Source organism: Brasilonema sennae CENA114 (genome assembly GCF_006968745.1).
Taxonomy (GTDB): Bacteria; Cyanobacteriota; Cyanobacteriia; order Cyanobacteriales; family Nostocaceae; genus Brasilonema; species Brasilonema sennae.
Genome location: NZ_CP030118.1, coordinates 2,171,363 through 2,186,326, shown reverse-complemented (window position 1 = coordinate 2,186,326; position 14,964 = coordinate 2,171,363). Strand labels below are relative to the sequence as shown.

11 protein-coding genes and 2 pseudogenes are annotated in these 14,964 nt (G+C 42.4%); 4 read left to right on the top strand and 9 right to left on the bottom strand.

Annotation, left to right across the window (positions count from 1 at the left end; genetic code table 11):
• Positions 1–47: 47 nt before the first annotated feature.
• Positions 48–503: pseudogene (locus DP114_RS09260) on the top strand (DUF72 domain-containing protein); the annotation flags it as partial.
• Between the two features lie 26 nt (positions 504–529).
• Here the strand turns inward: DP114_RS09260 and DP114_RS09255 are convergent.
• Together DP114_RS09255 and DP114_RS09250 are read right to left on the bottom strand one after the other, a co-directional pair.
• Entirely contained in the window at positions 530–1,150 is a 621-nt protein-coding gene (locus DP114_RS09255) for a transposase (RefSeq protein ID WP_256379390.1), read from the bottom strand.
• Between the two features lie 85 nt (positions 1,151–1,235).
• Positions 1,236–1,733, bottom strand: a complete 498-nt coding sequence (locus DP114_RS09250; protein WP_169263472.1) for a helix-turn-helix domain-containing protein — start codon at positions 1,731–1,733, stop codon at positions 1,236–1,238.
• Between the two features lie 93 nt (positions 1,734–1,826).
• Here DP114_RS09250 and DP114_RS09245 point away from each other — a divergent pair.
• The 3 genes and pseudogenes from DP114_RS09245 to rsgA all read left to right on the top strand — a co-directional run.
• Positions 1,827–2,228, top strand: a pseudogene (locus tag DP114_RS09245) (DUF72 domain-containing protein); the annotation flags it as partial.
• Between the two features lie 147 nt (positions 2,229–2,375).
• Positions 2,376–2,804 carry a hypothetical protein gene (locus DP114_RS09240; RefSeq protein ID WP_169267040.1) on the top strand — a complete coding sequence of 143 codons (429 nt, stop codon included), beginning with the start codon at positions 2,376–2,378 and terminating at the stop codon, positions 2,802–2,804.
• Positions 2,805–3,382: 578 nt separating this feature from the next.
• Positions 3,383–4,444, top strand: coding sequence for a ribosome small subunit-dependent GTPase A (gene rsgA / locus DP114_RS09235; RefSeq protein WP_171975953.1), 1,062 nt, complete (start codon positions 3,383–3,385; stop codon positions 4,442–4,444).
• On the opposite strand, the gene DP114_RS09230 is transcribed toward rsgA, so the two are convergent.
• From DP114_RS09230 to DP114_RS09200, 7 genes are all read right to left on the bottom strand, one after another.
• Positions 4,441–5,385, bottom strand: a complete 945-nt coding sequence (locus tag DP114_RS09230) for a calcium-binding protein (RefSeq protein WP_171975952.1) — start codon at positions 5,383–5,385, stop codon at positions 4,441–4,443. The genes rsgA and DP114_RS09230 overlap by 4 nt on opposite strands.
• A gap of 634 nt (positions 5,386–6,019) precedes the next feature.
• The gene (locus DP114_RS09225; protein WP_171975951.1) at positions 6,020–7,429 is read right to left on the bottom strand and encodes a serine/threonine protein kinase; all 1,410 of its coding nucleotides are present in this window, start codon (positions 7,427–7,429) and stop codon (positions 6,020–6,022) included.
• A gap of 74 nt (positions 7,430–7,503) precedes the next feature.
• Positions 7,504–8,523, bottom strand: a complete 1,020-nt coding sequence (locus DP114_RS09220) for a serine/threonine protein kinase (protein WP_171978146.1) — start codon at positions 8,521–8,523, stop codon at positions 7,504–7,506.
• 118 nt (positions 8,524–8,641) lie between these two features.
• Positions 8,642–9,019, bottom strand: coding sequence for a hypothetical protein (locus DP114_RS09215; RefSeq protein WP_246163094.1), 378 nt, complete (start codon positions 9,017–9,019; stop codon positions 8,642–8,644).
• A 142-nt stretch (positions 9,020–9,161) separates the two neighbouring features.
• Positions 9,162–10,883 carry a TonB family protein gene (locus DP114_RS09210; RefSeq protein ID WP_171975949.1) on the bottom strand — a complete coding sequence of 574 codons (1,722 nt, stop codon included), beginning with the start codon at positions 10,881–10,883 and terminating at the stop codon, positions 9,162–9,164.
• Between the two features lie 306 nt (positions 10,884–11,189).
• Complete coding sequence (locus DP114_RS09205) at positions 11,190–12,245, bottom strand: IS630 family transposase (protein ID WP_171975948.1); 1,056 nt, start codon at positions 12,243–12,245, stop codon at positions 11,190–11,192.
• 152 nt (positions 12,246–12,397) lie between these two features.
• A complete protein-coding gene (locus DP114_RS09200; RefSeq protein WP_171975947.1) occupies positions 12,398–14,917 on the bottom strand; it encodes a TonB-dependent receptor domain-containing protein in 2,520 nt (839 codons plus the stop codon).
• Positions 14,918–14,964: the final 47 nt, after the last annotated feature.

Below are 14,964 nucleotides of genomic sequence, written 5' to 3'. Positions count from 1 at the left end.
AACAACTATAGTGGATATAACTACAATCGACTTTTTTTAAATAATTTGTGAACTTTTTCATTGGTTGCGCTGTTTGGTCATATAAAGGTTGGATAGGCGAACTTTACCCTCAAGGGACTCGCCAAAGTGATTTTTTGCAACTCTACAGCCGACGCTTCACGACTGTAGAGGGTAACACCACGTTCTACGCTGTGCCTAATCAAGAGACAGTCACTCGTTGGGCGACACAAACACCCGAAAATTTTGAATTTTGTCTCAAATTACCGCGAGATGTGACTCACAACGGACAATTGCAACCTCATATCCCTGATGCTTTAAAATTTTTGGAAGGGATGCGCCCTTTAGGTAAACGTCTTGGACCTGTTTTTGCTCAGTTACCCCCCAGTTATGCGCCTACACTGATTGATGATCTAGGCGCATTTTTGGAAGCTTTGCAGCAAACAGGCGTACGTTTGGCGTTAGAAGTTCGGCATCAAGACTGGTTTACTGAACCATTAGCTAGTACAGCACGGCGTAAATAAACCAAGTATTAGACAGCTAACACTTTACCCTTATATGTCCACTGAAAAGGTTTAGCCATTGTTTTATTAAAGTAGTCGATAAATTCAAGAATTCGGGTTTTTAGGTCATCCTGACTCTTGAAGCTAGCACGCTGAAGTAACTTACGAACCAAAATACTGAACCAAATTTCAATCTGGTTGAGCCAAGAAGAGTGTTTAGGGGTGTAATGGAAAACAATTCGATGTGTTTTGTCACTTAAAAAAGCAGCACGGGATTTCATGGATTTGAGTATTCCCCTTTTTCCTTTAATACCCAGATCGATATTCAAACCTTCTTTTTCTGCAACCAAACGAACCAGCGATTCAGACTGATGCGTATTCAGACAATCCATGATTAGATGCCATTTTTTAGCATTGGGTTCACTTTCAATGATTCGACGAATATTGAGAACAAAATCAACTTCTGTTCGAGAATCTCCACAAGTAGGCTCGATAATCTTACCAGTAGCGACATCAAAATTAGCAATTAAACTCTGTGTACCGTGACGAATATACTCAAACTCCCTTCTTTCAACTTTACCAGGTCGCATCGGTAAATCTTTTTCTAGACGCTCTGTAGCTTGAATACCCGTCATTTCATCAATTGATATTGTACGCTCTGCGTTTTGATAACGTTCAATCGCACTTATGTATAAACCAGTAATATCTTCAACTTTTACGTCAAATTCTTCGTCCTTAGGGGGGGGTTAACCAGTAACTACTCTGGTGGGGTTTAAGTTCTGCCTCTTCTAGTAATCTTCCAACATGGCGGACAGATATGCTTTCAATAATCCCTTGCTTTATAATTTCGTCTGCTAGTTCTCTTGGTGTCCAATGACTTATTGGTCGTCCGTAGTCTTCGGGTTTTGAACATGCAAGGGCAAACAGTTTGATTACTTGCTCCATACTAAATTTTACTGGTGCCCCAATACGCTCCGAATCTCGTAGTCTCTCAAAAGTAGGCAACTTTTTATCGCTAGTTTTAAACCATCGGTTTCGCCATAAACGAGCCATATCCAGACTTATATTTAATGTTCGAGCAATTTCGCCATTATTTTTCCCCTCTGACGCTAGAAGAATTATTTTTGCACGTAGTACTATTTGTTGCCCTGTATTGTGTCGGTTTACCAACTCTTGCAGTTCTGAGCGATCGCCATCGCTTAAGTTTAATTGTTTTGGAGCTAATCCTGCCACATCCTAATTCTCCGCTTCTCAGCAAAAACTACTTTTAATCTAATTACTCATTCTCCCACAGTAATACCTGGTTAACTTACGCCGTGCTGTACTAGTGAGTTGACAGCACTTTTAGAAAGGCTTGGTGTTGGTAGGGTACTGCTAGACTCACGTCCTATCTACACTGGAGATGATGATCCACAACTACAATCTGAACGTCGTAAACCCAAAGTTCCTGTACAATTTAGCGTGACAGCGCCTTTTAGTTTGATTCGCTTTATTTCTCATCCCAACTTACCAGTGAATCAGCCTTTTATGGAAGAGTGGGTGACTCAGATTAAGCAGTGGTTGCAGCAGGGAAGGCAAATTTATTTTTTTGTTCATTGTCCTGTGGAAGAGCGATCGCCTACTACAGCACGTCATTTTCAAAAGTTATTGGAACACAGTGGTGCAACAGTTCCTCCTCTTCCTTGGAATATCCTGGAAAATCCCCCGAATCAACTCAGTTTGTGGTGAACGTACTGTGGTAATTTGAGTAGAAGAGCCAAAGGAGGGTTATACCAATTCAAAATTCAAAATTCAAAGTTCAAAATGAAGAAACCCAGACAGAACATGGGTTTGAGAATGTATATCTGTCATATCCTTTTGTAAAATTGGTATTATATGAGTCGTCTTTTTTATGAGAATTCCGTTTCATATAAAGGTTATCTCATCATTCCGTTTGTCTTTGGTATAATTGATAGTCACGAGATTTCTTCCTATAAACTCTTATCAGAAGTTGCGAATCAAAGTCAATTTCACAAAGCAGAAAATCCAGCCGAAATCTATGGCAGTAGTATAGAGAATATTATTAATATTGCCAAAGAACATATTGACGAATATTCAGATTTTATCAGTGATCGCGATAGTTTTAAATTTCGCTACGTTTATCGCAACAACTTAATTATCGTCTTTCAAGAGGCTGGAAGATATTTTTATGATCATTATCCTCCAGACTCACTGAATAATATTGCAGCACCAAAGTTATTCTCATCAGAATACGATTGCTTGAGTTGGATTAAACAAGGTATGGATGGATTGCACACACGCTAAACTTATATTTTGCACCGGATAAAATAAATGTCACAGTTATTACATATTATTTGATTCCGTTCTCGTCCGCCTAGGACTGTAAGTCCCCGGCTCATAGGCGAAGTCCATTAAAATGGACTGGAACGAGATATGATTTTTGAGTAAATTTAAACACTATTTAATATATAGCGCTTTGATATGAATAGACCACAAATCGTAGGGTGGGCATTGCTCAGAAAAGATATCTAATGGACATTTGAGATCTTAGTGAGAAATGCCCACCTTACAAAAAACCACTGTAAGCATTGGTGGTTTACAAAGTAATGGTGCAAGATATCAGTAAAGATAAAATGGCTCTTCACGAGTTTTGCCTTAGTTATCCGGAATTAGCAAGGGCGCAAGTGTTAGTATCTTTAACAAGCGCGTAAGGAGAAAGAACGATGAGTGTATTGTTAGCCGTCAAGGTAACCTTGACTACCCCAAACCATCGAACACAAGGCGCAGAGATTACCGTTCAGTCCTTTGTATCGTAGGAATGAAACTCAAAAATCCTCTGTGCGCCTTGTGCAAAACAAGTAGCACACATTGAGGAAGTTTAAATGAATTTAGATTCTTTGGGCTGGAGCAATTTTTTTGCTAACAGCTTTGAACCCTATCGCCAAGAAGGATTTATTGTTGGTAGGGTAGCCATTGAACATAGAAAGACATACATCCTTTACAGCGAATATGGAGAACTGTCAGCAGAAGTGACAGGTAAACTGCGGTATCAGGCTTCCCAAACCAAAGATTTTCCTGCAGTAGGGGATTGGGTTGTTATCCGTGCAAGAGATTCCGAAAAGCAAGCAACTATCCACGAGATTTTGCCCAGGAAAAGCAAATTTTCCCGCAAAATAGCAGGTGCGAAAACAGAAGAACAAATCGTTGCAACTAACGTTGATACTGTTTTGTTAGTCTCTGGATTAGATGGAGATTTCAACCCCAGAAGAATTGAGCGCTATCTTATTCTGGCTTGGGATAGCGGTGCAAATCCGGTGATTGTCTTAAATAAGGCAGATTTGTGTGAGAATGTTGAACGGTGTTTGACTCAAGTGGAGGCGATTGCCCTCGGCATACCCATCGTAGTTTTAAGCGCTACCAACCATCAAGGATTCAATGCCTTAAAGCCACACCTCCAACCTGGACAAACGGTTGCTTTATTAGGATCGTCTGGCGTTGGCAAATCTACCATCACTAATCAACTCATCGGAACAGCTGTTCAAACTGTTCAATCAGTGCGACACAGTGATGACCGAGGTAAACACACAACTACTCATCGAGAGTTAATTGTACTGCCAACGGGTGGCTTAATTATGGATACCCCAGGAATGAGGGAAATCCAAATTTGGGCGGGTGACGAAAGTTTACAGGAAACATTTGCAGATATTGAAACACTAGCACAGCAGTGTCACTTCCGAAATTGCCAGCACAACTGTGAACCTGGTTGCCCAGTACAGCAGGCGTTGGACGAAGGTAGACTCGACTACCAAAGATTTCTAAACTACCAAAAGCTGCAAAAGGAACTCAACTATCTTGCCCGTAAACAAGATGAAAGACTCAACTTAGCTGAAAAAGAAAAATGGAAGAAAATTCATAAGGCTATGCGAAATCACAACAAGCGTTAGATAAATCTGAAGTAGCTACTGTCAAGACTCAAATCTGAAACACCTGGTACAATTGCAATAAGTTCATTCAATTGACTATCAGGTTTTTTCAGGTTGATAGTTATTCCATTTGGTAAGCCAGCAGGAGATGATCCCAAGATATAGTCAGATGCTGTTCCTACAAGCTGGATTATATCCTCATTTGGGTTAAAGTCAGCAATCAGAGCGTAGTCCTTCTCCCCAGTGGTGAATTTGTTACCGTCATCATAGTAAACCGAGAAAGTACCAGCAGCATTCCGCCCTCCAAGGTTGAATGTATCTCTCCCTTCCCCTCCAATGAGGGTATCTATTTCATTTACTCCATAGCTACCACCAGAACTACCACTCGGTATGTATCCAGCGCCAGTGAGAATATCATTCCCTTTTCCACCGACAAGAATATCATTGCCGCGTCCACTGTTGAGAATATCATTTCCATTACCACCTAAAAGGATATCATTGCCACCGCCATCCTTGTAAGTTCCATCGTATAAGATGTCATTTCCATTACCACCAATCAGGATATCATTGCCGAACCCACCATCTAATCTGTCGTTACCGTCGCCGCCATCTAAATAGTCATCACCAGACAAACCTATAATTCGATCATTGCCATCACCACCAAACAGGAAATCCTTACCCAGTGAGCCAAATAACTGGTCGTCGCCTTTACCCCCATACAGTAAATTTACGCTCTTTGAGTCTCCTCCGTAACCTGGGGCATATGGTACTTTGCTAAGTCCAGCATATAGAATATCGTTACCGTCATTGCCTATAAGTAGGTCGTTACCCTCTTTACCTTCCAAAAAGTCGTCACCAGCAAGACCGATCAAAACGTCGTTTCCTAAATTACCATAAATGAAATCATTGTCTTGCGTTCCCTTTAAACAATCGTTCCCTGTTGCACCGTTGATAACTACCATAGAACACCTTTTCTAGGAATCAGTTGGAGTGGTGATGCTTATAAAGCTGTTTCATTATATATGTAACAAATAATACATGCAAATCACATGTCTTTATTTTTGTTACGAAAACAATCCTTGGTGCTTATCCAGAGTGACGAAAAAAGGGTGGAATTTGACAAGTCTTTCAAACATCGCATAGCAGCAAGTTCCTGTGTCGTTATTTTCCCTTACATTTCTATTCATAGCGCAGATATTGTGGAGTGATCTGCTGACAGGGTGACACAGAAAATTATACTAATTTGAAAAAAGAATGCGACAGATGGATTGTTGAAACTCTTAAGAGCAATCAATCGCTTGGTGTTGAACCAGAAGCCTAATATTTTTGGACTGTGGTTTATATCAAGTTCGCTTAATTGCTTATAAATCCCGAAGAACCCCACCCCGGTTTTGTCTGACGCCAAAACCTCCCCTCCCCTTGCTAAGGGGAGGGGATTGAGGGGAGGGGTTCGGTGCAGCTTGGTAATGATAAGTCTTTAACCGAACCTGATATTACAGGTGCGTAGACGCTTTCTCGGCTTGTCGCTACTGCATCGCTTCTCCAGTCGATACAACAGCTACAAAATGTTTTGCCAGTTAGCTTCAGATGATAAAACTATGAACCTGTATGAAAAATCCTATGTCCTAACCATCCCAAACTCAAGCCTAGATTAGAAGTGCCAGCCAAAATCAGAAAGGTATGAATCTTGCTAAAGGATTCTTGTAATTTTCTTGCAATCGAAGCCACAAACCAAGCCCAAACCACAACCCAAAACAAAGTCCTAGCCCAAAACAAAGTCCCAGCAACAGCCACAGCCCAAACCCAAGCAGCCCAAGTCAAAGTCACAGCAACAGCCACAGCCCACCAAACAAAAGCCCAAACAAAAGCCCAAGTACAAACCACCCAAAATAACGGAGCCTTAGAGAGAAAGAAAGCCAAGCAGTAGCCTATAAATATGTAAATAAACAATATACCAACCAACCTTACCCAAGGAATAATTCTAGGTGATTTAGTAGCTGGTTTTGACTTTGACTCGTCGAATTGGCGACGAACTACTTCTGTTTTATGAACTGGCTCATACCAAGTTACGTTCTGTTGTAGTAGCGCTTTAGGGGAGATTGCTTCGTTCCACTTCGTTTCACTCGCAATGACAGGTGATACCTTTGATTGCAACTTGATATCAACTAAAGGTGGAGGCACTGCTTTTGGTGCTTTTAGCATTGTCAACCATGCCTGCATTGACTGAGGGCGGTCGTTTGCCTCCAGCGCCATACCCTTGAGAATTGCTTGATTTAATTGATCGCTAATGCTTGGATTAATTTGTTTAGGTGATTTTAGAGAAGCATTATCGAGCTTGCGAGCCAAAGAGGTTGTTGGACGCTGACCTGTCACTGCATAATAGAGTGTAGCAGCCAGACAGTAAACATCGACAGTTGGCTCCCGACTACCTCTGACCTTCTGCTCATATGGCGCAAAGGCTTCATGACCATGCTTGTTAGTTGAACTAATAGTTGAGGGAACTACTTGTTTGGCAATTCCAAAGTCAATTAAAACCGCTCTGCCATTTCTCTGCAACATGATATTTCCAGGGTGGGCATCTCGGTGTACTAACCCTGCTTGATGCACTACGCTCAAAGCTTCCCCAATTTGGCAGATGCAAGGTAAGATCTCCGCTTCTGTTAAAGCTCCTCTACGCCTCACCGCTTCAAACAAATTTTCTCCCTCAACAAATTCCATTACCAAGCAGTGGATTGCACCTTCCTTAAACAGCTCAATCACTCCCACAATGTGAGGATGGGAGTCTTGAGATAAGCGTGCCAGTGTCCGCCCTTCTTTGATAAATGGCTCTATGTACTTGTCATACTCAGGATCATGCCTGAGATATTCATTGGGTGTCTTAATAACAACCGTCTGGTTTAGCTCAATATGCAACGCTTTGTAAGTAATCCCGAATCCCCCCTGCCCCAGGACTTCCCCAATTACATATTTGCCACCTTGCAAGCATTGTCCTGCTGTCCAAGGCATGAACACCTCTAAGTCTGAAAAAATACTTAAAAAATTACTTTAATGCCAGCACCCTGATGAAAGTTTAGCTCATTCTACGGTGTTTTGGTAGATGAGGGACCGGGAGACAGTGACGGTGGGCTTGTGGGCGGAGATGGTTTGAAAATAACAATCAAAGCAGCAATGCCTGAGAGTAAGGTTCCAATAGCTGCTATCGCTGTCCAATTGATTTTTTTCTCTTGATTTAAGTTGGTGTTAGGAACTCCAGCAGATTCAGGTTGGCGAGTTTCTCCAGTTAATCCTAGAGAATCGAGCCATTCCGGCATTGACTGCGATCGCTCCTTTGGATCTAGCTTCATCCCCGTCAAAATTGCTTGGTTTGTGCGATCGCTAATCTGAGGATTGAATTCTTTTGGAGACACTAAATGCTCACCATCCACTTTGCGCTTTACCGCATTGACAGGTGTTATCCCCGTCAGAAGTTTATAGAGCGTAGCTGCCAGTGAATAAATATCGCTATACGCACGAGCTATAGTACCTTTAGCGTAAAGCTCAGGGGGCGTAAATCCATCAGAAGTTTCCTTGGTTCGGCTTGTGGTTAAGATATGGTCAAAATCTAGAGCTAGATCAAAATCGATTAACACGGCTTCTGACTGCCTTTCTCGGTTCCCCAACAAGATATTTCCCGGATGCACATCCCGATGAATCAGTCCATTTTGATGTACAACTATCAGCGCTTCCCCAATTTGCTTAATGTAACCTAGTGCTTCTTGTTCCGAAAGTATTGGTGGACGGAGGTCAGCCAAACTCACCCCATCCACATATTCCATTACCAGACACCAATGCTCTCCTTCCTTAAAAACTTCTACAACCTGTACAATATGCTTATGCTTACACTTTTGAAGTTTTAACGCCTCCTGCCCAAACATCGTCTCTAAGCGTTCGCGTTCCTGCTGGGTAAAGGATCTGAGCAGTTCATCATTTAAGGTTTTAATGACTAGGCGATCACTCTTGCTATTTTTGACTAAATAAGTGATGCCAAAGCGTCCCCGTCCCAACTCTCTTTCAATAGTGTATTTTCCACCTTGTAAGCGATCGCCTGCTACCCAAGCCACATTTGCAACTCCCAAAATATCTGTATAAATTATACCAATGATATTTTTTTGATAAGATAATTCACTGGTATTATTATTTTTTTTGAGCGCAAAAAATCGATGCTCTGCCAACACGCTCTTAGAACTTAGTCACTGTGACATTAACACCAGATTCGAGTTTTGGAACCTTGAAATACTCAAACTGCTCTGCAGGTTGAGAAGTCTGGTTGATTTGATCAGCTTGTTTATTTGTTTCCTCTAAACATTGTTTGAAGGTATTGCCAGGAGATTTGATCAGCTCAAGCGGGTTAATCTTTTTGCATAGTGACTCGCGTACTACCCCGATTGAGTCAGAAACTTTTCTGAGATTGTTAGTTTGGTCTGTGACAGTAACTGTTCCACTATTAATCGTAGCTGGTTGAGTCACAAGAGCAGCAGCCTGACCGTTGTTAGTTACGGCAGGAGACACATTTTCTTCGTTGGCTAAGGCAGGATGAGCTACAACGCTTGTGCTCATTATTACAAAAAACGCCGTCAGTAAGCGTTTCATGACAGTATGTGCTCGACACTCACAAAAACTACATAAACATGATGACACAATCCAAACAAAAAAGTTCCAGACAGGTAAAAACCTGTGTCAGCAGCTTTGGTGAACCACGTTATTGATCATTCCATAACTCTAGCTGCCCGTAGACATTGATATTAAATGTAAATTGAATACTGATATAGTCTTTTGTATATCCTGTGGGAAAAGGAGCAAAAGGTACTGCTCGGCTCACAGCATTCTGTGCTGCCTCATCAGTCATGGTTGATCCAGAACCTTGTACAACCTGGAGATTGCTTACCAAACCTCCTCGGCTTACGATAAAGTTGAGTACTGTCCGTTGGGAAGATTGGGTGAGTCCGGGTATCCACTGCTGCTTTACTTTCTCTTGTAATTGTTGCATGTAAGCGCCCATGTCTACATCTTGGCGAGCATCAATACCTTGTGTCCCTGGATTGAGGCGGTTGGAATTGGGCAGCGCTGCTAAATTATTGGTTCCGAAATCACGACTCGATACACTCATTGAGCCACCCAAACGGCTTGCTCCACCTGATTTTGAAGATGTTTGAGAACGAGACAGTTTTCGTGGTGATGTCGTTGACTGACTTTGAGAACGCGATGGTGATATACGCTGTGTTCCTGGGGATACTTGGGAATTGGTTCTATTCTCAAACTCTTCAAGAGGGGATTTTGCAGCAAGCCGACTCCTATTTTCCGGACGAGTTAAAGGTACTAGTGGTGTCGTTTCAGGTGTAAGAACTGTTTGTTGAGGTTTGAGTGCTAATGGTTTGGTGGTAGGTGTAACTAATGTTGGGGAAGGTAATGGTTCTGGTGGAATCGTCTGTGGTGTAACAACTGTTTGCCGAGGTTTGAGTGCAAGTGGTTTAGGTTTTGGTGCAACTATGCTTGGCAAAGGTTCCGGTTCTAGTGGTGTCGTTTCAGGTGTAACAACTGTTTGCTGAGGTTTGAGTGCGAGTGGTTTGGTGGGTGCAAATGTGCTTGGGAAAGGTTCGGGTTCTAGTGGTTGAGGGGTAGGAACAACCGTCCTTTGTCGCAGTTTGAGTGCGAGTGGTTTGGTGGTGGGTGCAACTGCTGTAGGTAATGGTGATGGTTTTGGTGGAATCGTTTCAGGTGTAACTGTTCTTTGTCGCAGTTTGAGTGCGAGTGGTTTGGTGCTAGGTGCAATCGCTGTTGGCAAAGGTTCGGGTTCTGGTGGAATGGTTTCAGGTGTAACTGTCCTTTGTCGCAGTTTGAGTGCGAGTGGTTTGGTGGTGGGTGCTGCTGTAGGTGATGGTGATGGTTCTGGTGGAATCGTCTCAGGTGTAACTACTGTTGACTTTGGTGGTGCAAGTGGTTTGGTGACAGGAGCAATCGCTATTTTCTGAGGTTTGGCTTGCAGTTTTTGAGGAGGTGGATTTGATGATACTGTTTTTTGTTGTGTCTGTTGTGGAAGTAATATTTCAGAGGGTTCAGAACCACTCTTAGTTTTGGGTGTAGCTGTTTGTGTTGGTAACTCAGCAGAAATAGGTTTTCCAGGTTTTGCTTTTCCACCTGCAACAGAATTTTTGGCAGCCTGTTGTGAAGTTTCCGGGGGCGTCTTTGTCTGATTCGGAGGAACTTGAATGAACTCAATTGGTATTGTTTTGGAGAGTTCTTGCTTAGGCGCAAAAGCCCGAAGCCAAAAATCACTTCCAAGAAAGAGAACAGAGTGCAGCAGGATGGAAGCAACTAGATAGAAGATGAGATTTTGTGGGCGATTTTCTGGGCGATCGCCTTTGAGGGCGTGATCCCTTGCGGCATCACTTTTGTTGCGCTGTGAAGCATGAGACTTAGCCATGTTATTGTGCTTTCTTCCTAACAGCAGCCTCAACAAGTCTTATTTAACAGTGTTGGTGTAGTGACTGGCAAACATCAGCACTTTGAGCCTGTGTGCTGGCAATCTTTGATTTTAAAGATTTACCATCTACATTAATCGGCAGGATAGCATGAACCAGCGGCTATTCCCTGTCGAATCATAGCATCAATTTCAGTTCATTCCACCTGGGCTGTGAAAAGTTAAGACAGCGTATTTTTATCAATAAGTATTATTGCTTAACACTTTCTTTGCTAATGCTGAGTTTCAACCTCATCCCGGCTTTATACTCTAAGCGGCTAAGACCTTGACTTTTTTAAAAGATTGAAAATTGAGAGCCAACAAGCTATCTAGCTTTTCCTTTTGATTAGTGTTGGCAGTGGCAATACAGTTGGCGATCGCTAACTTAAAGTCCGAAAAATCTGAATAATATTTTGAGTATAAGCATTCATTTCTAACAAAGCGCCAAAGGCGTTCAATTAAGTTGAGTTGTGGTGAATAAGAAGGAAGGTACAATAGTTCTATACCTAGTTCTTTAGCATAACCTTGGACAAGTTGACACTTTTGATACCTGGCATTATCCAAAATAATTGTTACAGGTATATTCAATCCTAAATTAGCGAGTTTAAACAGTAGCTGACAAAGACTTTCCGAATTAATATAAGTTTCATTAGTTACTGTAATGATTTCTTTGCTGATTGCATTTACTGCTCCTAAAACATTAAAACGCTTCCGTCCGGATGGCGAACAAATAAATGTTCTAGTCAAACACCACAAAAAACCTAAGTATGCCCGGTGTACAAAATGTGCCGCATCTACAAAAAATACGGCTTTTTCCAGGGCTGAAGCTGACTTGAGTAATGGCTCAAGCTGTTCCTCTCTATAGGTTTCCTGTTCAGCTATCTTTTTTTCTTCTACAGTCTTTCCCGGAATAAACCCCACTTTTAAACAGCGCAACCCGAGCCTTTTTAAAAATGCTCTAATCTGTGTAGGACTACGCTTAATACCAGTCAATCTCTCAATCACTGCACTTGCTTCTGCCACCGTGGAAACCGGGTGACTTTCAAAGTATTCTTTGAAACTATCAGCATGTTGGTTCAGATGGCTTGGTTGTCCTTGATAACCTAAGTTTTTCAGCCCCTCTACCCCTCCAGATTGATATTGCCTGATATATTTAGTTAGCGTCGTCTTCGATATTTGACACAAACGACAAATTTCTTTATGTGTTATTCCCTGACTTTTGAGGTACAGAACTTCCATTTTTTTCTGTACCTTTGGATGGGGATGATGATAACGTTCATAGTGCAGATGAGAGGTTTCTTCTGGCGTAAAGTCAATTTGGAGCATAAATAACAAAGAAAACGCTTCGGGCGCAAAGCGCTCCCAATAGAGCGATTCCCTTCGGGATAGCTAAGCGCCAAAGGCGCACGCTGCGCGAACGCTTCACGCACTTACGTGACCCTTGTCTATAATACTCACTCGTCGCCGCACACTAAAGTCTATTTCCTAACCGTGCTTAGTATAACTGGATATTCAGTCCCAAAAATATTATTAGCAAAAAAGTAGATACCTAAATTATTTAATTCATATCCTAAACGGGCATTGACGATCGCCCAAGGACCTTGTTTGTACTGATTCGCATCATTAAGATACGTTGTCCCCGATCCCTGCAGTTCTAACCTGGCAAATATGCCTGTGGGTGCGCGGTATTGCAAGGCTAGATTGTAGGTAAAATCTGGTACATAAGAAGGCCTGTTCCCATTAAAGTTTTGACCTGTAAAGGGGTTGGTGTATTTGGTAAATTCAGCATCGCTAAAGCCAAATCCAGCGCTCACAGTCAATCTATCTATCGGAGTTGCTTGGGCCTCCAGTTCAAAGCCAGTAATACTGACATCACCATTGGCAACGTCTGCAAACAAGCCTGAGGCAGGATTAGGTACAGGCACCTGAAAGTTCTGCACTGGATTATGAAATACAGCCAAATTGACATTTAATCGGTCATCCAACCAAGAAGATTTCAAACCCACTTCGTAATTCCAAGATTTTTCTGCCTCATATGTCAACTCTTGCGGATTTACGCCTCGATAATTCACCCCAGGCGGTCTGTATCCTCTAGCGACAGAGCCATACACCATAATCTTGGGATTCAAGCGATATTCCGCAACAAAACGTGGTAAAAGTATATCTGCGTCTTTCTCGATATCATTAATTTGCCCACTGGAGGTAGGAGCGGAACCATTGGCTGGGATAAAAGTATCCTGTCTGTTGTCCAAGTAGCTATTAAAAGATTCATATCGCAACCCTGCAGTCAGCGTCAGAGCATCAATGGGTGTATAACTAGCTTGAGCAAAAACAGCCTTGGTGGTTTCGTTAATCGCGGCGCTTGTCTGATTGCGTCCGGGGATACGGGTGAAACCTAACTGCTGATAATATGCTGGTGCGTCAGCCCCGTATCTCACACCATCTGCACCTACGTTAAAATCTCTAGATTCAAAATAACCTCCAAACAACCACTGGAAACTCTTTGCCTCTTCAGGAGATTGCAGGCGAATTTCTTGGCTAAACACTGTTGAATCGAGATCCGCTACCTGTGTAAGAATATCACGTGTTGTTAAGTCAAGTTCATTTTCAAACTTTTGACCGGAGAAACGCCGAGCAGTAATTGAAGTTAAACGAAAGTCTGGCTGTTTGTAGACGACTCTTAGTGATTGAGTATCAGAATTGAGGTCACTAAAACCATCGAAGTTTTGCTGTATCTTATAGGGGTCTCGCTGTCCAAAAAAAACATAAGCGGGAGCGCCATCTCGATAATTATCAACTGAAGCATTAAAAGAAACCTCCAAATCCTTTGAGGGAGTCCAAAGCACTTGAGCGCGACCAGTTTCTCCCGATTGGTAATCTATATCTTTATTTGTAAAAGTATTTTGTACATAACCGTCTCGCGAGCCATATTTACCTGAGAGGCGGAAAAACAGTTTATCCTCGATTAGAGGTCGACTAATACCACCCCGGAGATCGAGAGTGTCATAATTACCGTAACTAGCGCTACCGTTAAATTCAAATTTGTCAGTAGGCTTTCGAGTGATAATATTAACCACGCCCGCTTCGGCGTTTCTACCATAAAGGGTAGATTGAGGACCCCGCAGCACTTCCACTCGTTCAATATCGGGTTGGTCTACATTCAAGAAATCAGCGTAATCATAGGGAACATCATCTACATAGAACGCTACTGGATCTCTAGAGAGAAAGTTAAAGTTACTTAAGCCCCGAATGCTGTATAGAATAAAGTTGCGGCTGCTGGGGGTGAAGGTAGCAAAATTTGGCGTCTTGGCAGAAATACCACTTACTGAAGTGATGTCAGCATCTTCAATTTCTTGTCTTGGAATGGCGGTAATACTGATAGGAACATCCTGCACATTTTCTGGTCGCTTTTCTGCGGTGACAAGGAGTTCAATTGCTGGCTCTGATCGAGTCGTCAAGCTGAGAATCAAACCTTGCTGACTTTGAACCACCTTGCCGACAGGTGTCTTGTCAATACCAGTTACAGTCACCCGCACGCTGTTGGCATCAACAGCAGTCACAGTCACAGCAGCAATACCCGCGCTTGGATTTTCCTGACGAAACTCTTTGCCTTGTGGTAACTGCAACTGAGCATTAGAAATATTAACAATCAGGCTATTTCCTTGAGTGGAGCTAGAACTAGCAAGTGCCTTACCTCCAGCAGTTTTGAGGATGACATTAATGCCATCAGCTGTTGAATTGAGTTGGACGCCTGTTATTTGAATCAGAGATTGAGGCTGGAAATCAATCGTCGGAGATTGAGACAGCCACTGTTTAATGGTGGTAGCAGGTAGAGGAATTTCGCTGAGTCGATTAATTTTGGTTATGGGAGATTTGGAGTTGGAAGTATTGGGTTGGACAGTCTTCTGTTGCACCTCGTCAGCCTTGGCAGGGAAAGCTACAAAGACTGATGCTGTCAAACTCAACCACATCCAATGAAATAATTTGTGTTGCTTCACCGAAATCCCTCACATCCTTAAAAGCTAGACTGCACCCAGTAGACAGT

What these genes read in the sequence shown, in the direction of transcription:
- DP114_RS09240 (WP_169267040.1), top strand. Translation starts at nt 2,376, where the DNA reads ATGAGTCGTCTTTTTTATGAGAATTCCGTTTCATATAAAGGTTATCTC.
- rsgA (WP_171975953.1), top strand. Translation starts at nt 3,383, where the DNA reads ATGAATTTAGATTCTTTGGGCTGGAGCAATTTTTTTGCTAACAGCTTT.
- DP114_RS09230 (WP_171975952.1), bottom strand. Translation starts at nt 5,385, where the DNA reads ATGGTAGTTATCAACGGTGCAACAGGGAACGATTGTTTAAAGGGAACG.
- DP114_RS09225 (WP_171975951.1), bottom strand. Translation starts at nt 7,429, where the DNA reads ATGCCTTGGACAGCAGGACAATGCTTGCAAGGTGGCAAATATGTAATT.
- DP114_RS09215 (WP_246163094.1), bottom strand. Translation starts at nt 9,019, where the DNA reads ATGAGCACAAGCGTTGTAGCTCATCCTGCCTTAGCCAACGAAGAAAAT.
- DP114_RS09210 (WP_171975949.1), bottom strand. Translation starts at nt 10,883, where the DNA reads ATGGCTAAGTCTCATGCTTCACAGCGCAACAAAAGTGATGCCGCAAGG.
- DP114_RS09205 (WP_171975948.1), bottom strand. Translation starts at nt 12,245, where the DNA reads ATGCTCCAAATTGACTTTACGCCAGAAGAAACCTCTCATCTGCACTAT.